The 23,661-nt window shown below is 70.9% G+C and carries 21 protein-coding genes; 11 read left to right on the top strand and 10 right to left on the bottom strand.

Going from position 1 to position 23,661, the window contains the following annotated elements; genetic code table 11:
* Positions 1–25: 25 nt before the first annotated feature.
* Positions 26–562 carry a winged helix DNA-binding protein gene (locus KA711_00745; protein MCM0607513.1) on the bottom strand — a complete coding sequence of 179 codons (537 nt, stop codon included), beginning with the start codon at positions 560–562 and terminating at the stop codon, positions 26–28.
* 120 nt (positions 563–682) lie between these two features.
* On the opposite strand from KA711_00745, the gene KA711_00740 reads away from it, so the two are divergent.
* The 3 genes from KA711_00740 to KA711_00730 are packed head-to-tail and all read left to right on the top strand — an operon-like array spanning position 683 to position 3,483.
* Positions 683–1,651 (top strand): TRAP transporter substrate-binding protein, encoded by a 969-nt coding sequence (locus KA711_00740; protein MCM0607512.1) that lies wholly within the window; start codon positions 683–685, stop codon positions 1,649–1,651.
* A 19-nt stretch (positions 1,652–1,670) separates the two neighbouring features.
* Positions 1,671–2,174, top strand: a complete 504-nt coding sequence (locus KA711_00735) for a TRAP transporter small permease (GenBank protein ID MCM0607511.1) — start codon at positions 1,671–1,673, stop codon at positions 2,172–2,174.
* A 7-nt stretch (positions 2,175–2,181) separates the two neighbouring features.
* Positions 2,182–3,483 carry a TRAP transporter large permease subunit gene (locus KA711_00730; protein MCM0607510.1) on the top strand — a complete coding sequence of 434 codons (1,302 nt, stop codon included), beginning with the start codon at positions 2,182–2,184 and terminating at the stop codon, positions 3,481–3,483.
* Positions 3,484–3,775: 292 nt separating this feature from the next.
* On the opposite strand, the gene KA711_00725 is transcribed toward KA711_00730, so the two are convergent.
* The 4 genes from KA711_00725 to KA711_00710 all read right to left on the bottom strand — a co-directional run bounded on the left by KA711_00725 (position 3,776) and on the right by KA711_00710 (position 9,316).
* On the bottom strand, positions 3,776–6,118 hold the full coding sequence (locus tag KA711_00725; protein MCM0607509.1) for a xanthine dehydrogenase family protein molybdopterin-binding subunit: 2,343 nt from the start codon (positions 6,116–6,118) through the stop codon (positions 3,776–3,778).
* Positions 6,119–6,311: 193 nt separating this feature from the next.
* Positions 6,312–7,457, bottom strand: a complete 1,146-nt coding sequence (locus KA711_00720; GenBank protein MCM0607508.1) for an SUMF1/EgtB/PvdO family nonheme iron enzyme — start codon at positions 7,455–7,457, stop codon at positions 6,312–6,314.
* A 31-nt stretch (positions 7,458–7,488) separates the two neighbouring features.
* On the bottom strand, positions 7,489–8,154 hold the full coding sequence (locus tag KA711_00715; GenBank protein ID MCM0607507.1) for a response regulator transcription factor: 666 nt from the start codon (positions 8,152–8,154) through the stop codon (positions 7,489–7,491).
* 10 nt (positions 8,155–8,164) lie between these two features.
* Complete coding sequence (locus tag KA711_00710) at positions 8,165–9,316, bottom strand: response regulator (protein MCM0607506.1); 1,152 nt, start codon at positions 9,314–9,316, stop codon at positions 8,165–8,167.
* A 248-nt stretch (positions 9,317–9,564) separates the two neighbouring features.
* Between KA711_00710 and KA711_00705 the strand changes: the two genes are divergently transcribed.
* The 8 genes from KA711_00705 (at position 9,565) to KA711_00670 (ending at position 19,971) form a co-directional block, all read left to right on the top strand.
* A complete protein-coding gene (locus tag KA711_00705; protein ID MCM0607505.1) occupies positions 9,565–10,044 on the top strand; it encodes a hypothetical protein in 480 nt (159 codons plus the stop codon).
* 62 nt (positions 10,045–10,106) lie between these two features.
* The gene (locus KA711_00700) at positions 10,107–10,469 is read left to right on the top strand and encodes a response regulator (protein MCM0607504.1); all 363 of its coding nucleotides are present in this window, start codon (positions 10,107–10,109) and stop codon (positions 10,467–10,469) included.
* A 37-nt stretch (positions 10,470–10,506) separates the two neighbouring features.
* On the top strand, positions 10,507–12,639 hold the full coding sequence (locus KA711_00695) for a chemotaxis protein CheW (GenBank protein ID MCM0607503.1): 2,133 nt from the start codon (positions 10,507–10,509) through the stop codon (positions 12,637–12,639).
* Positions 12,640–12,662: 23 nt separating this feature from the next.
* Entirely contained in the window at positions 12,663–14,240 is a 1,578-nt protein-coding gene (locus KA711_00690; protein MCM0607502.1) for a HAMP domain-containing protein, read from the top strand.
* Between the two features lie 24 nt (positions 14,241–14,264).
* Positions 14,265–16,100, top strand: a complete 1,836-nt coding sequence (locus tag KA711_00685; GenBank protein ID MCM0607501.1) for a HAMP domain-containing protein — start codon at positions 14,265–14,267, stop codon at positions 16,098–16,100.
* Between the two features lie 91 nt (positions 16,101–16,191).
* On the top strand, positions 16,192–16,758 hold the full coding sequence (locus KA711_00680; GenBank protein ID MCM0607500.1) for a chemotaxis protein CheW: 567 nt from the start codon (positions 16,192–16,194) through the stop codon (positions 16,756–16,758).
* Positions 16,759–17,196: 438 nt separating this feature from the next.
* A complete protein-coding gene (locus KA711_00675) occupies positions 17,197–18,786 on the top strand; it encodes a methyl-accepting chemotaxis protein (protein MCM0607499.1) in 1,590 nt (529 codons plus the stop codon).
* An 87-nt stretch (positions 18,787–18,873) separates the two neighbouring features.
* Positions 18,874–19,971, top strand: coding sequence for an FAD-dependent oxidoreductase (locus KA711_00670; protein MCM0607498.1), 1,098 nt, complete (start codon positions 18,874–18,876; stop codon positions 19,969–19,971).
* On the opposite strand, the gene tolA is transcribed toward KA711_00670, so the two are convergent.
* The 5 genes from tolA to KA711_00645 all read right to left on the bottom strand — a co-directional run bounded on the left by tolA (position 19,955) and on the right by KA711_00645 (position 23,653).
* Complete coding sequence (gene tolA / locus KA711_00665) at positions 19,955–20,743, bottom strand: cell envelope integrity protein TolA (protein ID MCM0607497.1); 789 nt, start codon at positions 20,741–20,743, stop codon at positions 19,955–19,957. The genes KA711_00670 and tolA overlap by 17 nt on opposite strands.
* 87 nt (positions 20,744–20,830) lie before the next feature.
* Positions 20,831–21,274, bottom strand: a complete 444-nt coding sequence (locus KA711_00660) for an ExbD/TolR family protein (protein ID MCM0607496.1) — start codon at positions 21,272–21,274, stop codon at positions 20,831–20,833.
* 14 nt (positions 21,275–21,288) lie between these two features.
* On the bottom strand, positions 21,289–22,002 hold the full coding sequence (tolQ, locus tag KA711_00655; protein ID MCM0607495.1) for a protein TolQ: 714 nt from the start codon (positions 22,000–22,002) through the stop codon (positions 21,289–21,291).
* Positions 21,999–22,451 (bottom strand): tol-pal system-associated acyl-CoA thioesterase, encoded by a 453-nt coding sequence (ybgC, locus tag KA711_00650; GenBank protein ID MCM0607494.1) that lies wholly within the window; start codon positions 22,449–22,451, stop codon positions 21,999–22,001. The genes tolQ and ybgC overlap by 4 nt, the downstream gene beginning before the upstream one ends.
* The gene (locus tag KA711_00645; GenBank protein MCM0607493.1) at positions 22,448–23,653 is read right to left on the bottom strand and encodes a pyridoxal phosphate-dependent aminotransferase; all 1,206 of its coding nucleotides are present in this window, start codon (positions 23,651–23,653) and stop codon (positions 22,448–22,450) included. Before KA711_00645 ends, ybgC begins: the two co-directional genes overlap by 4 nt.
* Between the last annotated feature and the right edge of the window lie 8 nt (positions 23,654–23,661).

Raw genomic sequence — 23,661 nt, 5'->3', positions numbered from 1 at the left:
TCCTGTACCGGGGCCGGGAGGGCGTTCACAGGGAGGTGGCGGCACGCGCCGCCTGGTCGTACATGCCGCTCATGGTGCGCAGCAGGCGCGCGAGTTCGCCGATGTCGGCATTGAGCTCGGTGTCCAGGCTCTGCACCAGGCACTGCTCGCGCACGGCGCGGTACTGCTGCACGAAGGCCTCGCCCTGCACGGTGGGCGTGTAGAAGACCTCCTTGCCCAGCTTCTCGGCCTGGGCCAGGCCGGCGCCGACGAGCTTCTTCAGCGAGTAGGCCACGACGTGGGTGTCCTCGTAGTTGAGCATGAAGCCAATGTCGGCCAGCTTCTTGCCGCGCACGCGGTGGCACAGGTTGTGCAGCAGCAGCACGTCGGTGATGGTGAGGTCGGGGCAGCCGGCGGCCGCCATGCAGCGCACGCACCAGCGCGAGAACGCGTTCCAGGCCACGATGAGTCCGAACTCGAACTCCGACAGCTCCACGCTGCGCGGCGAGACCAGGTGCGAGCTCGACACGATGCCGCCCGTGCGCGGCGCGCGCCTCGGGCCCTTGGCGGATTTGGAGGGCATCGGTGTTTTCACCAGAACGTCGAAGAAACGTTGACACTTTATAGACGAACTTTCTAGACTTCAACGGACCTCTGGCAAACCCCGAGCCCCATCGTCCTCATTCCGGAAAGGGACCTCCCGATGAAGTCGCTGCCTTCCATACTGGGCGCTGCCGCCCTGTTCGCCGCCGCCGCCGCGCAGGCGCAGGTCAAGTGGGACCTGCCCTCTGCCTACCCGGCCACCAACTTCCACAGCGTGAACCTGCAGCAGTTCGCCGACGACATCGACAAGGCCACCGGCGGCAAGCTCAAGGTCACGGTGCACGCCAACGCCAGCCTGTTCAAGCTGCCCGAGATCAAGCGCGCGGTGCAGGGCGGCCAGGCCCAGATGGGCGAGATCCTCCTGTCGGCCTACCAGAACGAGTGGATCATCTTCGGCGCCGACGGCGTGCCCTTCCTGGCCGACAGCTACGACGAGGCCATGAAGCTGTGGCGCGCGCAGAAGCCGCTGCTCGACAAGAAGCTCGGCGAGCAGGGCATGATGGTGCTGTACTCGGTGGCCTGGCCGCCGCAGGGCATCTACGCCAAGAAGCCGCTGAACAGCGCGGCCGACCTGAAGGGCGTGAAGTGGCGCGCCTACAGCCCCGCCACCAGCCGCATCGCCGAGCTGGTGGGTGCCCAGTCCGTCACGGTGCAGGCGGCGGAACTGACGCAGGCCCTGGCCACCGGCGTGGTCGAGAGCACGATGACCTCCGGCGCCACCGGCGTGGACAGCAAGCTGTTCGAGCACCTGAAGTTCTACTACGACACCGAGGCCTGGCTGCCCAAGAACGCCGTGCTCGTCAACAAGGCTGCGTTCGACGGCCTCGACGCCGCCACCCGGCAGGCCGTGCTCAAGGCCGCGGCCGACGCCGAGGTGCGCGGCTGGGCCGCCAGCCGCAAAGTCAACGTGGACACGCTGGCGCGCCTGCGCACCGAGGGCATGCAGGTGCTGCCGCCCTCGCCGCAGCTCAAGGCCGACTTGGCCAAGGTCGGCGAGACCATGCTGAAGGAGTGGGTCGAGAGGGCCGGCGCCGACGGCAAGACGCTGCTCGACGCCTTCCGCAAGTAAGCCCCCGGGGCTCGCCGCGATGCGCCGCGCAATGGATGCCCTGTACGACGGCGCGGCCTGGCTGGCGGCGCTGTCGATGGTGGGCCTGCTGGCGATGGTGCTGCTGACCATCCTCAGCCGCCAGCTGGGTTTCCACGTGCCGGGCACCGACGCCTACGCCGGCTACCTGATGGCCGCGGCAGGCTTCCTGGCGCTGGCGCACACGCTCAAGAAGGGCGAGCACATCCGGGTGACGCTGCTGCTGGGCCGGCTGCAGGGCGGCGCGCGCCGCGCGATGGAGCTGTGGGCGCTGGCCGCGGCCGCCGCGCTGGCGGGCCTGTTCGCCTGGTACAGCGCGCGGCTGGTGTGGCAGTCGCGCCTGTTCAACGACATCAGCACCGGCAACGATGCCACGCCGCTGTGGATTCCGCAGCTGGCGATGGCGGCCGGCACGCTGGTGCTCTTCGTGGCCTTCGTCGACGAGCTGGTGCAGGCCGCGACGGGCCGCCGCACCACCGAAGACCGGTCCGCCCGGCACGAGTGAGCACGCCATGAGCGACGTCGGCATCATGGTGCTGCTGGTGGCGGCGCTGTTGGCCATCCTGGCCAGCGGGGTCTGGATCGGCCTGACGCTCACCGGGGTGGCCTGGATCGGCATGCAGCTGTTCACCAGCCGGCCGGCCGGCGACGCCATGGCTGTGGCCATCTGGGGCAGCGCCAGCAGCTGGACGCTGACCGCGCTGCCCCTGTTCGTGTGGATGGGCGAGATCCTGTTCCGCACGCGGCTGAGCTCCGACATGTTCCGCGGCCTCGCGCCCTGGATGCAGGCCCTGCCGGGGCGGCTGCTGCACGTCAACGTCGTGGGCTGCACCATCTTCGCGGCGGTGTCGGGCAGCAGCGCCGCCACCTGCGCCACCATCGGCAAGATGAGCCTGCCCGAGCTGGCCCGCCGCGGCTACCCCGACGGCATCAGCATCGGCTCGCTGGCCGGCGCAGGCACGCTGGGCCTGCTGATCCCGCCGTCGATCATCATGATCGTCTACGGCGTGGCGGCCGACGTGTCGATCGCGCAGCTGTTCATTGCCGGCGTGGTGCCGGGCATGCTGCTGGCGCTGCTGTTCTCGGGCTACCTCGTGGTGTGGGCGCTGCGCAACCCGGGACTGGTGCCGCCGGCCGACGCGCCGCTGCCACTGCGCGCCAAGCTGGCCGAGTCGCGCCACCTGATCCCGGTGGTGCTGCTGATCGCGGCCGTGCTGGGCAGCATCTACGGCGGCATCGCCACGCCCACCGAGGCCGCGGCCGTGGGCGTGGTGGGCGCGCTCGTCGTCAGCGCGGCGCAGGGCTCGCTCACCTGGCAGAGCTTCAAGGACAGCCTTTTCGGCGGCACGCGCCTTTTCTGCATGATCGCGCTCATCCTGGCCGGCGCGGCCTTCCTGACGCTGAGCATGGGCTACATCGGCCTGCCGCGCCACCTGGCGGAGTGGATCGGCGGCCTGGGCCTCGAGCCCTGGCAGCTGCTGCTGGCGCTGATGGCCTTCTACATCGTGCTCGGCTGTTTCCTCGACGGCATCAGCATGGTGGTGCTGACCATGGGCGTGATCATGCCCATCGTCACCGCCGCCGGCATCGACCCGCTGTGGTTCGGCATCTTCATCGTGCTGGTGGTCGAGATGGCGCAGATCACGCCGCCCGTCGGCTTCAACCTTTTTGTGCTGCAAGGCATGACCGGGCGCGACATCGGCTGGGTCGCAAAGGCGGCGTTCCCGTTTTTCCTTCTGATGATTGCGGCCGTGGCGCTGATCTGGGCCTTCCCGGGGCTGGTGACGGCGCTGCCGCAGCAGATGCGGGGCTGAGGGGTCGGAAATCGGTCCGCCAGGACAGGCCGTTCAGCCCATCGCGTGGCGCGCGGCGGCCTGGTATCCCATGCGGGCACCGGATTTGGAATCAAGCACTTGTGGCCACGACCGAGCACACCCGTCGGGTGAGCGGGCTATGCACCCGATCGGGCCGCCGAGGCTGGCGTTGACGGGGCAACTGCCGGACTTGGGTTGAGCGGCCCTTTGGGGGGTCAACACGGGCGCGGTTCATGTCGGCGCAGGCTCTGAGCCCCGCCTCGGGGCGCCCGGGGGCGTTCAGGGGTGGTGTTCAGGGCCGCTGCAGTGCGCGCCAGATCTTCTCGCTCTTCAGCGGCATCTGCAGTCGCTCGGCGGCCTCGGCGCGGCCCGCCATGCCGGGCGCGTTCGCCAGCGCGTCCACCACCGCGTTCACCACAGCCGGTGTCGCGCCGATGGTGCCGAGCTCGCCCACGCCCTTGGCGCCGAGCACGTTGGTTTGGCAGGGCACGCTCTCGTCGAAGCGCGTGGCGAAGGCGCGGAAGCCGTCCACGCGCGGCAGTGCGTAGTCCATCAGGCTGGCGGTGAGCAGCTGCCCGGTGTCGCGGTCGTAGACCATGCCCTCGCCCAAGGCCTGGCCGATGCCCTGCACCGCACCGCCCTCGACCTGGCCCTGCACGATCTGCGGGCTGACGATGCGGCCGATGTCGTTGACGGAGGCGTAGGCCACGAGTTCGACCTCGCCGGTGGCGGGATCGACCTCGACCTCGGCAATGTGGCAGCCGTTGGGCCAGCTCGGCCCGCCGGCCGTGGCCTCGCCGCTGACGACGAGCCGGCCGCCGTCCTGGCGCGCGGCGATGTCGGCCAGCGTGACGGCCAGGTCGGTGCCGGCCACTGTGAAGCGGCCCGCAGTGTACTCGAGGTCGGCCGCCGCCGCCTCCAGCGCCTCGGCCGCCAGGCGGCGCGCCTCGTCCAGCGTCTTCTCGCTGGCCACGCGCACGGCGCCACCACCGGTGAACAGGCTGCGGCTGCCGGCGCTGCCGAAGCCGTTGGCGCGGTCGGTGTCGCCCTGGATCACGCGGATGCGCTCCGGCGGCAGCCCGAACACGTCCACCGCCAGTTGCACGTAGCTGGTGGCGATGCCCTGGCCCATGGGCATGGTGGCGCTGGTGAGCTCGACGTAACCGTCGCCCGTGAGGTCCACGCGCACCGACTCCACCAGCGCGTTGCCCCCCGTCCACTCCAGAAAGCTCGCCAGGCCGCGGCCCCGAAGCCGCCCGCGCGCGGCGCTTTCGGCGTGGCGCGCCTCGAAGCCGTCCCAGCCGGCCAGCACAAGCGCCTGCTCCATCATGCGGCCGAAGTCGCCGCTGTCGTAGCGCTGCGCCATGGCGTTGACGTAGGGCATCTGCGCCGGCCGCACGTGGTTGCGGCGGCGCAGTTCGGCGGCGTCCAGGCCCAGGCGGCGCGCGGCGGCGTCCATCAGCCGTTCAATCAGGTAGATGGCCTCGGGCCGCCCGGCGCCGCGGTAGGCGCCGGTGGGCGCGTTGTGCGTGAGCACGGCGGTGACGCGGATGTCCACCGACCGGATGTCGTACACGCTGGTGCTGACCCAGGGGCCGATGACCATCGGGATGGCCACCGAGCTGCCGCCCGGGCAGCCGCCGACGTTGGCGTGTGTGGAGATGCGCAGCGCCAGCACGCGGCCGTCGGCGTCGAGCGCCAGTGCGGCCGTGCTGCGCTGGCCGCGGCCCTGCACCGCGGCAAGGAACTCCTCAACCCGCTCGGCCTGCCACTTGAGTGGCCGGCCCAGTTGGAGCGCCGCCCATGCGACGGCGATGTCCTCGGGGTAGGCGCCGGTCTTCATGCCGAAGCCGCCGCCGACGTCGCCCACCGTCACGCGCACGTTCTCGACGGTGCGGCCGGGGATGCTGGCGACGAGGCTGCCGCGCAGGCCGGTGGGCATCTGGCTGCTGGCGCGCAGCTCGAGGCGATCGGCTTGCGGCCAGGCGTTCAGGCTGCGTGGCTCCAGGGCCGCGGGCGCGAGGCGCTGGTTGTCCAGCACCAGCTCCACCACGTGCGCGGCCGCCGCAAAGGCGGCAGCGGTGGCGGCGGCGTCGCCGTGGCGGGCCTCGGCGAGCAGGTTGCCCGGTGCGTCGGACCACACCAGCGGCGCGCCTTCGGCCAGCGCGGCGTCGAGGTCGCCGACGGCGGGCAGCGGCTCATAGTCCACGGTGACGAGGTCTACTGCGGCGCGCGCAGCCCCGGGCGAGTCGGCCACCACCAGCGCCACCGCCTCGCCCACGAAGCGCACCACCTCGTGCGCCAGCGCGCGCCGCGGCGGCGCCGTGGCTGGGCTGCCGTCGGCGCGCTTGAAGCTGGGCGGGAAGGCCAGCGGCCTGACGCCCGCGGCCACCAGCTCGGCGCCGGTGTGCACCGCGATCACGCCGGGCAGCGCCAGTGCCGCGGCGGTGTCGATCGCGCCGATGCGCGCGTGGGCATGCGGGCTGCGCACGAACGCCGCCCAGCACTGGCCGGGCAGCGTGAGGTCGTCGGTGAAGCGGCCCTCGCCGCGCAGCAGCGTGGGATCTTCGATGCGGCGCATCGTGTGGCCGCTGCCGAAGCGCAGCGGGCCGAGGTCGGCCAGGGGGGAGCTCATGGCGCGATCGTAACGAGCCGGCAGGCCCGGAGCCCGCCGTTGTGGCCCGGCGGGCCGACCACGCGCCGCCGGCCCCCCACCGCCCCGGGACGGGCCAAGGGGCTGGCGGCAAATCGTCCGGGCCGGGCCGTTGCTGATCTGGAACCGGATGCCGATGATGCGGCCGTCATCCCGCGGCGGGGGTCCTGGATGCTCAGCGCGCGCACGAGCGGAAGCCGCTGCAGGCGCGGTCGTCGCCCGGCTCGGCGAAGCGCCGTGCCCCGGGGTGGCGCCAGCGCGGCGGCGTGGCCCAGCTCGCGCCGCACAGCACGCCATGGCCGGGCTGCGGCAGGTCGAGTGCGCCGGCAGGTGCTGGCGTGCCCTCGAAGGCGCCGAGGTAGCGCGCGCTGCCGGCCACCCACTCGTGCACGTCGCCCCAGACCAAGCCCAGCCGCGCCTGGGTGGCCGCAGCCAGCGTCCACTCGGGTGCCGTGGGCAGGCGGCGGCCGGCCCAGCGGCACCATGCCTCGGCCTCGTGCCGCGTGGCGTGCGCGGCGGCCTGCTGCTGCGGCGCCTTCTCGAGCCGCACCCGCGGGCCGAGCCCACGCTGCAACACCACGCCGCCGGCCAGCTGTTCGACGAAGGCGGGCGCGCGCCGGCCGGTGGCGTCGCGCCAGCGGCGGCCGGCCTCGCTCCAGAGCTCGTCGCGGTCGTAGCCGCCGTCGTCGGCGAACTCGGCAAAGTGCGCCCAGCTCACGGCCTGGGCATCGATCTCGAACGTCGGCACGGCCAGGTGCTCGTGCCCCCGCTCTGCCTCGGGCAAGAAACCCGCGACGGCCGGCGTGCCCAGCACCCAGCGCCGCGCCGGCACGCGCAGCGGCGCGCGCTCCGGCCGCGGCGGCGGGGCGCCTTCTCGCAGCGTCTCGCGCAGGGCCTCCACCAGGCGGTCCTCGTGGCGCAGCGCCTGCCGGAACAAGTGCAGGCCGGCGTCCGTCTCGGGTGTCCGGGCGAGCAGGTCCAGCGTGAGCTCCAGGGTGGCGGACAGATAGGCGCGCAGCTCGTCGAGCGTGACGCGGTCTGTGCCCGCGAGCCAGGCCTCAAGCCGAGGCTCCAGGCCGGGCAGGCGCGGCGCCGCGGGGTCGGAGGCCTCGCCGCGCGCGCGCTGCACGTGGCGCGAGATCCACCACTCCGGCCAGGCCCCGGCCTGCAGCAGGCGGCGGCGCAAGGCATCGTCGGCGTCCCCGGGCAGCAGCGCCAGCAGGGCGTTGCGCGCCTCCATCAGTGCCAGCGCCAGCAGCTCGCGACCGGCCTGGCGGATGGCCACTGGGTCGTCGAGCGCAGCGCTGCGCGCCAGCGACATGGGCAGAGCTCGGGGCGGGCCAGGGCGGGCGCTACTCGCCCACCAGGCCGTTGCGGATGGCGTAGACCGCAAGCTCCGCGTTGTTGGCCAGCGCCAGCTTCTCGAGCACGCGCGCGCGGTACACCGACACCGTCTTGGGACTCAGCATCAGCGCGGCGGCGATGTCAGCCAGCCGCTTGCCGCTGGCGATCATGCACAGCGTCTGCAGCTCACGGTCGGACAGCTTGGTGTGTGCCGCGGCTTCGCTGCTGGGCGCGGTGAGGCTCTCCACCAGCATCTGCGCGATCTCGGGCGTCACATACTTGCGGCCCTGCGCCACGGTGCGCACGGCCTGCACCAGGATCTGCGGGTCGCCGCCCTTGTTGACGTAGCCGTAGGCCCCGGCGCGCAGCGCGCGGATGGCGTACTGATCCTCCGGGTACATGCTCACCACCAGCACCTTGACGGGCGAGCCTTCGTCCTTGAGCACGTGCAGCGCGTCGAGCCCGCTGCGGCCGGGCAGGTTGATGTCGAGCACCAGAACGTCGCACGCCTGGCTGCGGCTGCCGGGGGCGGCCACGCGCTCGCGCATCAGCGCTCGCAACTCGCCGTAGTCGGCGGCTTCGCCGACAACCTGGATGTCGGGCGCGTCCGACAGCGTGTCGCGGATGCCGCGGCGGATGAGGGCGTGGTCGTCGCAGAGAATGACGTCGATCATGCGGGCGCGTTCAGTAGGTGGTCCACTCGGCTTCCTCGGAGTCCAGAACGGCCGGTGGGCGAGGGGGCAGCAGGCCACCATCCAGGGGCACCGACAGGATCAGGCTGGTGCCGTGGCCGGCCCCGCTGGACAGATCGATCCAGCCACCCACCGTGGCGGCACGCTCTCGCAGGCCACGGATGCCGAAGCTTCTGGCCTTGCCCAGGTCGGCGCTGGCCAGGCCGCGGCCGTTGTCGGAAATCTCCAGCGACAGCACGCAGCCGGTGAGCGCGAGGTCGACCACCACCTGCGTGGCAGCGGCGTGCTTGCCGACGTTGGTGAGTGCCTCCTGCACCGTGCGGTAGGCCGCCAGCGGCACACCTGCCGGCAGGCTGGGCATGGGGCCTGAGGCGGCGTCGGGCAGTTGCAGCCGGCACGCGATGCCGGTGCGGGCCTCGAAACGCTGCGTCAGCCACTGCAGCGCGGCCACCAGGCCCTGCTCGAGGATGGTCGGGCGCAGGTTCTGCATGATGCGCTGGCTGGCCTCGATGGCGTGCGTCACCGTTTCCAGCGCCGACGCGGCGCGCTGCTTGATGATCGGCTCGGCGGCGTGGCGCCGTATCCAGTCGAGCTCGAACTTCAGTGCCGTCAAGGTGCCGCCGACGTCGTCGTGGATCTCGCGCGCAATCGCCGAGCGCTCGGCCTCGACGCTGGTCTGCAGGTGCTGCGCCAGCGCCGACAGCTGCCGGCGCGATTCGGCCAGTTCGCGGTCGGCCTGCTGCCGGGCGCGGTGGCTGGCCGCGGCGGCCAAGGCGCTGTCGGCGGCCATCACCAGCCGCGACAGGTTGTTCTTGAGCAGGTAGTCGCTGGCGCCGTGGCGCATGGCTTCCACCGCCGTGTCCTCGCCGATCTGGCCCGACACCAGGATGAACGGCACCGGCCCGGTGCCGTGGCGCGCTTCATGCGCGCGAAGCAGGCGCAACGCGTCCAGGCCCGAGAAGCCCGGGAGGTGGTAGTCCGAGATGACCAGATCCCAGGGACTGCGCAGCGCCTGGGCGAACTCCTTCGGTGTGTCGACCCGCCGTTCCTGCAACGACAGTCCCCCGCGCCGCAGATGAGCCACCACCAGGGCGTGGTCGAGCTCGGCGTCTTCGAGGTGCAGCAGCCGGACGGGCGTGGACATGCGGCCAGTATCGCAAAGCAGCCGCCGGCTTCGTCTTCGGCCGGCCAGCGCCGAGCCCAGCAGACGATTTGCCGGCGAATTTTTGCTGTCTTTCCCTCAATGTGTGCCAGGTCGGTGCCGAAAAATGCCCTGTAACACCCGCTCCCGGGTGACGGTGCGCATCGGCGCGCCGACGTCGGGCGCGGGCTGACCACCACGGAGACCGGATGCTCGCCCAGGATTCCAGCCCACCGCACCCCGGTGCCGGCTTGCCCCCGACGGCACCGCCCGGCGACAGCGGATTGCCGCTGCTGGCTGCGGCTGACCTGCAGGACCACCTGATGGTGGCGCAGAACGACCTCGAACGCCTGCAGCGCCTGCTCAGCGATGCCTGCGATTCGCTGCTGGTGCACTTCTATGGTGCCAGCGGCGAGTTGCGGACCCTGCTGCAACAGCACGCCCACGCCGCGGTCGGCAGCCCCACGGCCGCCCCGCCCGGCGAGGCACCGCAGCTGCACAAGGCCATGGAGCACATGGCCGGTGCAATCACGGCGATGCAGTTCCAGGACATGGCCTCGCAGCTGGTGGCGCACACCACGCGCCGGCTGCGCAACTGCGCCGACCGGCTGGCTGCCGAGGCCATGGGCGAGGACGACGAAGACGGCAGCGCCTTCGTCGAGGCCATGCCCCTGCGCCCAAACCCCGTGACGCAGGACGAGGTGGACGCCGGCAGCGTCGAGCTCTTCTGAACCCCGCCGCCCGCGCCACCCGCCAAGCCAACCCCATTCAGAGATTTCCCCGGAGCCCCGCCATGTACTCGATCCTTGCCGTTGACGACAGCGCCTCCATGCGCCAGATGGTCTCGTTCACGCTGAAGAACGCCGGCTTCAACGTCGTCGAGGCCGTCGATGGGCTGGACGCCTTCGAAAAGGCCAACAGCCGCGACTTCAACCTCGTGCTCACCGACCAGAACATGCCGCGCATGGACGGCATCAACCTGACGAAGAAGCTGCGTGAGAACCCGAAGTTCAAGAGCACGCCCATCCTCATCCTGACCACTGAGAGCTCGGACCAGATGAAGCAGGCGGGCCGTGCCGCCGGTGCCACCGGCTGGCTGGTGAAGCCCTTCGACCCGGCCAAGCTGGTCGAGGTGATCGGCAAGGTCATCCGCTGAGCACCCCCTAGACGAATCTCTTGCCAGGAGTCCCGCGATGGGCGACATGACCAGCGAAGGCGGCCATCTCTCGGCCGGCATCGACCTCAGCCAGTTCTACCAAGTCTTTTTCGAGGAGGCCAGCGAGAACCTGGAGAGCATGGAGCAGATGCTCCTGAACCTTGACATCGACAGCCCCGACGAGGAGCAGCTCAACGCCATCTTCCGATGCGCGCACTCCGTCAAAGGCGGGGCCGCGACCTTCGGCTTTTCCGACGTCGCCGAGCTGACGCACCAGATGGAGACGCTGCTGGACAAGCTGCGCCGCCACGAGCTGCAGGTCACGCCTGCGATGGTCGACGTTCTGCTGGCCAGCGGCGACGCGCTGAAGGCCCAGCTGGGACGCCATCAGGGCGGAGGCGGCGACGCCGTCGAGACGGGCGAGCTGCTGAACGCCATCCGCGCGCATGCCGAGGGCGGCGAAGTGCCCGCGGCGGTGTCGGCCCAGCAGCCGCTCGCCCCTGCGCAAGCGGAAACGATCGCGCCTGTGCAAGCCGTGGCACCCGAGCCTGCCGCACCAGACGGTGCGCGAGCACTGGAGTTGCGCGTGGGCCCCTTGCCCGATCCCTCGGTGGCCGACAACCTGGTCGACCTCTTCAAGGAGATCACCAACCTCGGGACCATCGAGCCGCTGGATGCCGGCCGCGACGCCGATGGGCTGCGACGCTTCAAGGTGGTCACCAGCAGCTCCGACAACGATCTCATCGACCTCTTCGGCTTCCATGTCGCACGCGAGCATGTGCACTTGATGCCGCTGACCAAGGGCTACGGCTTTCACGACGGAGCCCCCGGCGCACCGGCTCAGACGCCGGCCCGGGATCCCGGCTACGGCTTCTTCGACGACGCGCCCGGCGCACCGGACACCACGGCCCCCTCAGCACGGTCGGCCGTCGGCGCTGGCAGCAAGGAGGCCCCGGCGGCCAAGCCCGTCGCTCCCAAGGTGGAGGCCAAGGTCGCCGCTTCGCCCGAGTCCAGCACCTTGCGCGTCAGCGTCGAGAAGGTCGACCAGCTGATCAACCTGGTGGGCGAGCTCGTCATCACCCAGGCCATGCTGGCCCAGAACAGCAAGGGCCTGGACTCCGGCCAGCACCAGCAGCTCAGCAGCGGCCTGGCGGACCTGGAGCGCAACACCCGCGACCTGCAGGAAGCGGTGATGTCGATCCGCATGATCCCGATGTCGCTGGTGTTCAACCGCTTCCCGCGCATGCTGCGCGACCTGGCGAGCAAGCTGGGCAAGAAGGTCGAACTCGTGCAGGTGGGCGAGGCCACCGAGCTGGACAAGGGCCTGGTTGAGAAGATCACAGACCCGCTGACGCACCTCGTGCGCAACAGCTGCGACCACGGCATCGAGCTGCCGGCCGAGCGCCTGTCCAAGGGCAAGCCCGAGCACGGCACGATCTCGCTGATCGCCAGCCACCAGGGCGGCAGCATCGTCATCGAGGTGCGCGACGACGGCAAGGGCCTCAACCGCGCCAGGCTGCTGAAGAAGGCCCGCGAGCGCGGCCTCGAGGTCTCGGACGCGATGAGCGACGGCGAGGTCTACAACCTCATCTTCGCGCCCGGCTTCAGCACCGCAGACCAGGTGACCGACGTGTCGGGTCGCGGTGTCGGCATGGACGTCGTCAAGAAGAACATCACCGCCCTGGGCGGTACGGTGGAGATCGACTCCGCCGAGGGCTACGGCATGGCCGTGCGCGTGCGCCTGCCGCTGACGCTGGCCATCATGGACGGCATGAGCGTGGGCGTCGGCGAGGAGGTCTACATCCTCCCATTGTCCAGCGTCGTCGAGTCGTTCCAGGTGCAGCCGGGCATGGTCAAGACGATCGGCGGCTCCGGCCGGGTCGTCGAGGTGCGCGACGAGTACATGCCGGTGCTGGACCTGGAGAAGGTCTACGAGGTGCCGCGTTTCGACTTCGACCGCAGCACCAACATCATGGTCGTCGTCGAGGCCGAGGGCGGCCGCGTCGCGCTGCTGGTCGACGAGCTGCTCGGACAGCAGCAGGTGGTGGTGAAGAACCTTGAGAGCAACTACCGCAAGGTCGACGATGTCTCAGGCGCCACCATCATGGGCGACGGCCGCGTTGCGTTGATCCTGGACATCGGTGCGCTGATCCGGCGCGCGCGCCAGTGAAGCCCGGTACCCGGGAACACCGCATGATCGCCACCCCCGCCGCGCTGCTCAGGCGTTATTCCATCCGCACGCGCATGCGCGGCGCCATCGCCGCGGTTCTGGCCCTGTTCGCGGTGGTCGGCCTCGTCGGGCTGGCCGGCGGTCTCCGCCTGAAGACGCTGAACACCGAGTTCATGGAGCACTCGCTCCACGAGAAGGCCACGCTGGCCGTGGTGAACGACGAGCTCGCCCGCGTGCTGGTTCTCGAGAAAAGCATGGTCATCGACTATGAGGACGGCGTGGCCGTGCTCAAGCACCGCCAGGCCTGGAGGGCCCACCTCGAGGCCGCACGCCAGGCGCTGCAGAGCATGACCGAGGGCGGAGAGGACGCCGACAATGCGCTTGCCCTTGCCGCCGTCAAGCAGCTGCAGGAGTACGAACATCGCAGCCAGCCTGTTCTGGACAACATCCAGAACGGAGGCTACGACCGCGCGCGCGTGGCTGACCGCATGCTCGCCCGCGCCAAGGAGTCGTACACGGAGGCCACGGTCAAGGTCGACCAGATCGCCAGGCTCGTCACCGACGAAGTGGCGCGGACGCAGCTCGAGTTCGATCGGGCCATGATCGGCATCCTGGCGGCTTATTGCCTCACGCTGGGTGCCGTGGTCGTGGTGGTGGTGCCGGTGACTCTGCTGAACTCCGCGTCGATCACCAGCCCGATCAGCTACGCAGCGCGGGTGGCCTCGGCCATCGCCGAGGGTGACCTGACAAGCCCGATCCGCGTCGACGGCCGCGATGAGGCTTCGCAGCTGCTGTGCTCGCTTTCGCGCATGCAGGACAGCCTGCGCCAGATCGTGGGCCGCGTGCATGGCGCCGCGCGGAGCATTCACGCCGCCAGTGGCGAGGTGGCCAAGGGCAACGCCGACCTGTCCGCGCGCACCGAGCAGACCGCGGGCTCGCTGCAGCAGACTGCCGGCTCGATGCAGCAGCTGACCGGCACGGTGCAGAGCAACGCCGGGTCTGCCGAGCAGGCGCGCGAGCTGGCACTGACGGCGGCGGGCGTCGCAGGCCGCGGCGGCGAGGTCGTGGCCGTGGTCGTGAAGACCATGGACGAGATCAACCGCAGCAGCCATCGCATCGCCGACATCGTGGGCACGATCGACGGCATCGCCTTCCAGACCAACATCCTGGCGCTGAACGCGGCGGTCGAGGCCGCACGGGCCGGCGAGCTGGGCCGCGGCTTCGCCGTGGTGGCCGGCGAGGTGCGTGCGCTGGCGCAGCGCTCGGCCGCTGCCGCGCGCGAAATCAAGACACTCATCGGCGCCAGCGTCGAGAAGGTCGAGCACGGCGCACGCCAGGTCGGTGAGGCCGGTGAGACGATGAGCCTCATCGTGGAGAGCGTGCGGCGCGTGACGGCCATCGTCGGCGAGATCAGTGCCAGTGCCGCCGAGCAGAGCGCCGGCATCGGCGAGGTCACGGGCGCCGTGACCCGGCTTGACCGCATGACGCAGCAGAACGCGGCTTTGGTGGAACAGAGCACCGCCGCGGCCGGGCAGATGCGGACCGAGGCCCACAGGCTCACCGAGACCGTGGCGGCCTTCCGGCTGCCAGACATGGCCTGACTCCAGGCTCCCACGAACCCGTCGATGAAGATCAATCACCTGAAGATCGGCCAACGCCTGGGCCTTGCATTCGGCGGCGTCGTGCTGCTCATCGTGTTGACAGCCCTCCTGGCCGGCTCGCGGCTGCTGGAGTTGCGGCAGGGCAGCGACGAGTTGCGTCTTCTGCAGAGCCAGGCACGCGAGGTCAATCAGCTGCGGGCCGACATCGAGCTCGAGGGCAGTCTATCGCTCGCCCTGGTAGCCAGCGGCGGTGTCACGGATCTGCAGGACTTCATCGATCCGCGGATCAAGGCCATCAGCCTGCGCATCACCCAGCGGCTGAAGGCGCTCGACGAGGCCAAGCCGAATGCGGAATCCCAGGCACTGCTGGCCCGGGCGGTGGAGTTGCGCCGGGTGTACACGACCACGCGGGAGGAGGCCTTCCAGGCAACCGCGGCGGATCCGTTGGCCACTCAGCGCATTGTGAACGAGAAGCTGCTGCCGCAGTCGCAGCAGTACATGGCCGCCATCGACGGACTGGCCAAGCTCATCGACACCATCGCAACCGATGCGCTTGCCGCACAGGCGCAGCACACGCGGCAGTCTCTGCTGCTGCTCGGAACGTGTACCCTGCTGGCCGTGGCCTTGGGGGCCGGGGCCGCCTGGCTGATCACGCGGTCGGTGACGGTCCCTCTGTCGGCCACCATGGCGGCTGCGGACCGCATGGCTGGCGGCGACATGTCGGTGACCGTCGCGATCGAGGGCGGCGACGAGGTGGCTGATCTGCAAGGGGCCCTCTCGCGCATGCAGCAGTCGTTGGGCTCGCTGGTGGGCGAGGTGCGCGCCAGCTCAGAGAGCATCGCCACGGCCAGCGCACAGATCGCCACCGGAAACCAGGACCTCTCGACCCGCACCGAGCAGACGGCCAGCAACCTGCAGCGGGCGGCGAGCAACCTCGAGGAGATCACCGGGACCGTCGGCCAGACCGCCGACAGCGCGCGCACCGCCAACCAATTGGCGGCATCGGCGAGCATGGCCGCGCAGCGCGGTGGCAAGGTTGTGTCGCAGGTCGTCAGCACGATGAACGACATCCAGACGGCGAGCCGCCGCATTGCCGACATCATCGGCACGATCGACGGCATCGCCTTCCAGACCAACATCCTGGCGCTGAACGCCGCCGTGGAAGCCGCCCGGGCCGGTGAGCAGGGCCGGGGCTTTGCCGTGGTGGCCGGCGAGGTCCGCACGCTGGCACAGCGGAGCGCCGAGGCCGCGCGCGAGATCAAGAGCCTGATCGGCGCCAGCGTCGAGAAGGTGGAGACCGGCACGCGCCTGGTCGGCGAGGCCGGCGGCGCGATGGAGGAGATTGTCTCCGGCGTCAAGCGTGTCACTGACGTGATCGGCGAGATCAGCGCCGCCACCACTGAACAGAGCGGTGGCCTGCGCCAGGTCAACGAGGCCGTGGCCCAGCTGGACCAGATGACGCAACAGAACGCTGCGCTGGTGGAAGAGAGTGCCGCCGCCGCGCGAAGCATGGCCGAGCAAAGCCGCCGGCTGACCCAGACGATGGTCCGGTTCAAGGTGGCGGCCGTGGCCGCTTCGTCGCCCGCGGGCCTGAAGACACCCGTCGCCCCGCTTGCGGCGCCGGTCGCCGCGCCGGTACCGACGAGGGCCAAGACCCCGGGTACCGCCGCCATGGCGGCCGGCGACAAGCCTGCGGGTGCATCGCCCAAGGTGTTGACCGCCAAGGTGCTGGACCGCGCCCGGACGGCAGCCCAGGCGCCGGCCGCGGCCACGGCGGCTCCGCCCGCCTCCGCAGCGGCGCAGGTGCCGTCGCCGGCCCCTGCCACCAACGCCCACGACGACGACTGGGAAACCTTCTGACGCCGATGACCTGTCCGCACCGCAGGCTCAAGCTGCGGCGCGCACGGTCGATACCCCCAACAAGCCGCAACATCCGATCCACGAGGAAGCCATGGACATGATCGCCGAAGCCAGCCACGTTGCCCGCCACGAAGCCGCCCGCGCCGCGGTTGCCGCCGTCACGGGTGCGCCACCCACCGCACAGGGTGGTGAGTTCCTCACCTTCAGGCTCGGCGCCGAGGAGTACGGCATCGACATCCTGCGCGTGCAGGAGATTCGCTCCTATGAGCAACCCACGCGCATCGCCAACGCGCCGGCCTTCATCAAGGGCGTGGTCAACCTGCGTGGGGTGATCGTGCCGATCATCGACCTGCGGGTGAAGCTCGGCTGCGAAACGGTGGAGTACAACACCTTCACCGTTGTCGTCGTGCTCAACGTCAAGGGCCGCGTCGTCGGGGCCGTGGTCGACTCGGTGTCCGACGTGCTCGAGCTCACCAAGGAGCAGATCAAGCCCGCGCCTGAGCTGAACTCATCGGTCGACGCCAGCTACATCACCGGCATCGGCGCCGTGAAGGCTGCCGGCGCCGGCGACGGTGGCAAGGACGCCGAGCGCATGCTGATCCTGATGGACATCGAGGGGCTCATGAGCGGCGCCGACATGGGCCTGATCAACGACTGAAGCGGCTAGGAGCATGGGCGGCAGAAATCCAGCCCCGCGCCGGGGCGGCCAAAGCCACTGGCGTAGGCGCGTCGTGCAGCGCGGGCTTGAAGCCCGCGCCAGCGGCGCAACACCCGCCAGCGGCTTTGGCCGCCCCGGCCCTTCGGGTTGGGCCGATTTCGGGGCCCTTGCGGCGTTGCCACGCTGGCCCGGGCGCACAGCCCGGGCTGCGCGCGGCGCCTGGCCTGGGCCCCGAAGTCGGCCCAACGCGGGGCTGGATTTCTGCCGCCCACGCTCCTAGAGCTGCCTTCAGGAATCCGGAGGTGACCGCTCGCGCGAGCGGCCCGGCCGTCCACAGCGACAACGAGTTGAGCCATGAACAGCATACGCAACATCTTCGCCATCGCCATCGGATTGATGGCCACCTGTCTGCTGGTGGTCTTGTTGGCAGTCTGGCGCATGAACGCGGCGGCTGCCGAGTCGACGGAAGCCGAGTCCCGCCGCACCTTGTCGCTGCAGCTGGCCGACGAGCTTCGGCAGAGCTCCGATGACCTGACGCGGCTCGCACGGACCTATGTCGTCACCGGTGACCCCAAGTGGGAGGCCCAGTACTTCGAGGTGCTGGACATCCGAAACGGCAAGAAGCCTCGCCCGCCGGGTTACGAGCAGATCTATTGGGACTTCCTGGCCGCCGGGCAGCTGCCGGGCAAGCTCGGGCCAACGACGACCAAGCCTCTTCTCGAAATGATGAAGGACGCCGGCTTCACGGATGCGGAGTTCGCCAAGCTGCGCGATGCCGCGGGCAACTCGGACGACCTGGTCAAGACCGAGACGATCGCGATGAACCTGGTCAAGGGCCTCGGTGCCGATGACAAAGGGCAGTTCACGGTCAAGGTCGAGCCCGATCGGGCGATGGCGGCGGAAATGATGCACAACCTCGCCTACCACCAGTACAAGGCGAAGATCATGAAGCCCGTCGACGAGTTCCTCGTCATGCTCGACGAGCGCACGCGGCTGGAAGTGACCGAGGCCGGAGGCCGTGCTCGCATGTGGTTCCTGGCCCTGGCCGCTGCCGCCCTGGGCATGGCGGTCATGTCAGTGGCGATCCTGGGCTGGATCATGCGTTGGCTGAAGGCGCGGCTCGGTGCGGAACCCGCCGTGGTCGTGCAGGTCGTGCATGGTGTGGCGGATGGCCGGCTCGACCAGCCGCTGCTCCACGCCCAGCACCAGCGCGGCAGCGTGATGGACTCGCTGGCGATGATGGCGCGCAAGCTCAGCGTGACGGTCCACCAGGTCCGCCTGGGGGCCGACACCGTCGCTTCGGCCAGTCACCAGATCGCGCACGGGAACACTGATCTCAGCAACCGCACCGAACAGCAGGCCTCGTCGTTGCAGGAGACGGCGGCATCGATGGAACAGCTGGGATCCGCCGTCACCCGCAATGCCGAGAGCGCTCGCGTGGCCGCCGGCCTGGCCCGTGAAGCCAGCGACGTGGCCAGCCGTGGTGGTCAGGCGGTGGGCCAGGTCGTGGAGACCATGCAAGGCATCACCGAGAGCTCGCGCCGCATCGCCGACATCCTCGGCACGATCGACAGCATCGCGTTCCAGACCAACATCCTCGCCTTGAACGCGGCCGTGGAGGCGGCCCGCGCCGGGGAGCAGGGCCGTGGGTTCGCCGTCGTGGCCAGCGAAGTGCGCAGCCTCGCGCAACGCAGCGCCGACGCTGCCCGCGAGATCAAGACGCTGATCTCGACCAGTGTCGAGCGCGTGGAGCGCGGCACGACGCTGGTCGACGAGGCGGGGGTCACGATGGGCGAGGTGGTGCAGTCGATCGGGCGGCTCAGCGCGCTGGTCGGTGCGATCAGCCAGGCCAACACCGAGCAGAGCGATGGTGTGGCTCAAATCAGCCAGGCCGTGTCGACCATGGACCGTTCCACGCAGCAGAACGCCGCGCTGGTCGAGCAAAGCGCCGCGGCGGCCGAGAGCCTGAGCCGGCAGGCTCAGGACCTTGTCGCAGCCATGGCTGGGTTCAAGCTGGCCTCGACCTGAGGTCGTCCCGTCCAGGGGCTGCGTTCATCCCTTGGCACGGGGTCACCGGGCAGGGCGCCGGCCTGATTTGGTGCAGACTCGCGGCCGATGCCCCGCCGACTGCTGCTGCTGGGCGCAGGGCCGGCGCATCTCCGGGTGCTCGCGGCCTTCGCCCGTCACCCCCTGCCGAGTGCCGAGGTGGCGCTGCTCACGCCCGATGCGCAGGCCGTGCCGCCGGCACTGCTGCCCGACTTCGTTGCCGCACACCGGGATGTTCTCCAGTGCCGCGTCGACACCGCAGCCCTGGCCGCCGCGGCGGGCGCCACTTGGGTGCATGCCCGCGTCGAGCGCTTCGATGCGGCGTCTCGCCAGGTGACGCTGTCGGACGGCCGGGTCTTCGACGCCGACCTGGTGTCGATCGACGAGCCGGGCGAGGTGGACCGCGACGCGCTGCCGGGCGCGCGCGAACTTGCGATCGCGCTCCATCCGGCGGCATCCTTCGTGGTTTTGTTCGGTGCGCTCCTCGCACTGGCCGAGGAAAAACCGCTTGATCTCGTCGTGATCGGCGGCGGCGTTCCGCCCCTGGAGCTGGCGTTGGCGCTGTCGGAGCGCCTGGGCGGCTGGGGTGGCCGCGGCAGCCCGCCGGAGCGCGCGCGCATGGCCTGGGTGGCCGGCCCCGACGGCCTGCTGCCCGGGTGGCCGGCGGCGGCGCGCCGCGCGGCGGCCTCGGCCCTGGTCCGGGCTCGCATTGCCGTGTTTCACGAGCCTTGCCGGGCGCTGCAACCGGGTGCCGCGGTGCTGGCCAGTGGTGCCCGCCTGGCCTGTGACGCCGCTGTCTTGGCCACGCCGCCGCAGCCGCCCGCCTGGCTGAGCAAGTGCGGCCTTGCGCTCGATGACGCTGGCGCCCTGGTGGTGACCGACCACCTGCACACGGCGGCGCACCCGGCGGTGTTCGGGCCGGGACCGGCCGCTGGGGTGGCGGTGGTGGATCTGGCCACCCAATTGCGCCAAGCCGTGGCGGCGGCGCCGCTGCGGCCGGTGACGTCGCACTCGCCTTCACTGCGTTGGCTGCGCATCGGCCGCGGGCGCGCGGCCGTGGTCTGGGGCCAGCTGGCGATGACAGGACTGGTGCCGGGGGCCTGGCGGCTTCACCGGCTGGGACCTGTTGCCGGCCTGGCTGCCCACGCGGTCAGTCGTCCGGCCTGAAGCTGATCAGCAGCATGGGCGGTACGCGCCCGTCGCTGTCGACGGGCAGGCGCGGCGTGCGGTCGACGGCGCGCAGCACGGCCTCGTCCCAGTCGGGGTGGCCGCTGCGCTTGACGAGCCGGCGTGAGATGACGGTGCCCCCGGGCGCCAGGTTGACCTCGACCTCGGCCACGGCTCGCGCCGGCGCATGGCCGGTGTAGACGATGTTGGGCAGGATCGCCGCCTTCACGCGGCCCTGGTAGGCCGCCGATGGCGCGCCGGCTTGCGCGGCGGTGCCTGCGCTGCTGGCGCTGCCGGCGCCTGCCGTGGCGTTGGCTTGGCCGAGCATGCGGCGCAGGTTCTCCTCGCGCTGGCGCGCCATCCGCTCTTCGGCGGCCTTGGCCTCGGCGCGCGCCCGGGCCTCGGCGGCACGGCGCTGCGCCTCGGCCTCGCTCTCTGCGCGACGTTCGGCCTCGCGTTGCGCGCGACGTTCGGCCTCGGCGCGCCTGCGCTCGCGCTCGCGCCCGAGCGCGATGTCCGGTGAAGGGGTCGTCGCCGCCGGGGGTGTCGTCGGCTTGGGGGGCGGCGCGGGAGCCGGGGGTGCGACGATCGGCGGCGCGGCCAGCTCGGGCACGGCGGCCCACAGCTCGGCCGCCACCGGCTCCGGCGTGTGGGCCCGCCAGTCGACGCCGATCGTCAGCGCCGCCACCAGCGCCGTGTGCACGGCGAGCGCCAGCGCCGCTCCCCCGCCCAGGCCACCGTGCGGCTGGGGAGGCAGCACCGAAGAGGGCATCGGGGCCAGGGTCATCGCGGGTCCATCTGTCCGCTCAGCGCCTGCGAGGATGCGGGTCGCTGGCGCTGTTCATGGTGGCACAGGCGCTCAACCCGCCTGCTTGACCGAAAGACCGACGCGGCGGACTCCGGCACGCTGCAAGGTGTCCATTACGCGCACGACGCTTTCGTAGCGCACGTTGCGGTCGGCACTGATGACCACCGGCACCTCGGCTGCCGCGGCGCTGTCGGCCGCCAACTGGCTGCTCCGAACGCGCGCCGCCAGTTGCGCCAGCGGCACTGCCACCGGCTCGGCCGCGCCGTTGACCTTGATGCGCAGCCGCTCGTCGCTGCCGACGACGATCTCGATCACCGCGGGCGGCCGTTGCTGGCTCTTGCCGACGCTGGGCAGGTCGACGACGCCGGTGGTGATCAGCGGTGCCGTCACCATGAAGATGATCAGCAGCACCAGCATGACGTCGATGAACGGGACCATGTTGATCTCGTTCAGCGCGCGCCGGCCTCGCGTGCCGCGGGAGACGAAGGCAGGCATGGCGTGTGCGCCGTTCAGCGGATCTGCGTCGTCGCGGCCATCGCGGCGGCTGTGGCGCCGCCGCCGGCATTGCGCTGCAGGATGTTGGAGAACTCCTCGATGAAGGTCTCCATCTGCGTGGCGATGCGGTCGATGTCGCGCGCGAAGCGGTTGTAGGCCACCACCGCGGGGATGGCCGCGAACAGGCCGATGGCCGTGGCCACCAGTGCCTCGGCGATGCCGGGGGCCACGCTGGCCAATGTCACCTGCTGGAGGTTCGACAGGCCGACGAAGGCGTGCATGATCCCCCACACCGTGCCGAACAGGCCCACGTACGGGCTCACGCTGGCCACGCTGGCCAGGAAGCTGAGGTTGCTCTCGACCACGTCGAGCTCGCGCTGGAAGCTCGCGCGCATGGCGCGGCGCGCGCCGTCAAGCTGCGCGCCGGCATCCAGCCGCTTCTCGCGCAGCTTCAGGAACTCGCGCATGCCGCTGGCGAAGATGCGCTCCATCGGCGCGCTGTGGGTCTTCTGGCTGACGGCGGTGTTCAGCTCGGTGAGGCTGCGCCCGCTCCAGAACTCGCGCTCGAATTCCTCGTTGACGCTGCGCACCCGCCTCAGCCCGAACAGCTTGTCGAAGATGACGGTCCAGCTGGCCAGCGACGTGAGCAGCAGGCCGGCCATCACCAGCTGCACCACCAGGCTGGCCTGCATCACGAGGGCGGTGATGGACAGATCGACGTTGTTCATGGGTGCGGGGTCGGCAGAGGCGGGGTGTCTTCGAGGGCCAGCTGGATGGCGCTGGGAATGCGGCAGGGGCGCAAGGTTCCGTGATGCACGCAACCGATGCGGAGGTCGCCTTCGGCCAGCAGCGTCCCGCCGCGACTGGCCTGCTGGCGCAGCCGCAGCGATGCGCTGCCGCGCGTGAGCACGGCCACCGTGACGTCGACAAGGTCGTCGAGCCTGGCCGGGGCGTGGTACCTCACGGCGGTGTCGGCCACCACGAAGATCGTGCCGTCGCGCTCGCGCAGAGCCTGCTGATGCACACCCAGGCTGCGCAGCCATTCGGTGCGGGCGCGCTCGAAGAACCTCAGGTAGTTGGCGTAGAAGACGATGCCGCCGGCGTCGGTGTCCTCCCAGTAGACCCGCACGGGCCAGCGGAACAGCACACGCCCGGCGCCGGCACTCGAAGGCGTCATCGCAGTTCGCGCGCCAGGCGGGCCAAGGCGGTGTCGAGCTGCGCCAGGCTGCTGGCGAACGACAGCCGAACGTAACGCTCGGCGGCGTGCGGGCCGAAGTCGCGCCCGGGTGTGAGCGCAACGTGCGCGCTCTCCATCAGGTGCTGGCAGAACGCCCAGCTGCTCGCGCTGTGACGCGAACAATCGAACCAGGCGTAGAACGCGCCGTCGGGCACCACTGGCACCGGCAGGCCCAGCGCCTCGAGCGCTGGCACGACGTGGTCGCGGCGGCGGCGGAAGTCGCCGCGGCGCCGCTTGCATTCGGCCAGCGAGGCCGGCTCGAAGCAGGCCAGCGCCGCGTGCTGGGCCAGCGTGCTCGGGCAGATGTAGAGGTTCTGCGCGAGGCGCTCCACCGGCGCCACCAGCGCCTCGGGCAGCACGAGCCAGCCCAGCCGCCAGCCCGTCATGCCGAAGTACTTGCTGAAGCTGTTGATGCTGACGACGCTGTCCGCCAGGCCCGGGCCCTGCAGCGCCAGCGCCGTGCGGCCGTAGCGCGCGTCGTAGCTCAGGCCGAGGTAGATCTCGTCGACCAGCGTGACGCCGCCGCGTGCGGCCACCTCGGTGGCGATGGCCGCCATCTCCTCGGGCGCGATCGAGGTGCCCGTGGGGTTGCCGGGGCTGGCCAGCAGCACGCCGCGCGTGGCGGGCGTCCAGGCCGCGCGCACGCCGGCGGCGTCGGGCTGGAAGCGGGCTTCGGGCCCGGCCGGCAAGAGCCGCGGCGTGGCGCCGGTGGCGGCAACGAAGTGCCGGTTGCAGGGGTAGCTGGGGTCGGGCATCAGCACCTCGTCGCCCGGCTCGAAGAGCGCCAGGCACACGAGCTGCAGCGCCGCCGAGGCCCCGGCCGTGACGACGATGCGCTCGGGCGCCACCGCCACCCCATGATGCCGCCCGTACCAGGCGGCGATGCGCTCGCGCAGCGCCGGCAGCCCGGTGGCCTGGGTGTACTGCGTGTGGCCGCCGGCCATCGCTGCCGCGGCCGCGGCCAGGACGGCCGGCGGGGCGGTGAAGTCGGGCTCGCCGATGTTGAGGAACACCATCGGCTCGCCGCCCTGGGCAGGGTCGCAGGCCGGCGACGCGGCCATGCGCGCCGCGACCTTGGCCAGCTCCATCACGTAAAACGGCTCGATGTGCTCGAGCCGGCGGGCCAGGCGCGGCGCGGTCATCGCGCGCT

It is taken from the genome of Ideonella sp. WA131b (assembly GCA_023657425.1).
Lineage (GTDB): Bacteria > Pseudomonadota > Gammaproteobacteria > Burkholderiales > Burkholderiaceae_C > Rubrivivax.
Note: the sequence above shows the minus strand (reverse complement) of the source record. Positions and strands in the feature narration are given on the sequence as shown.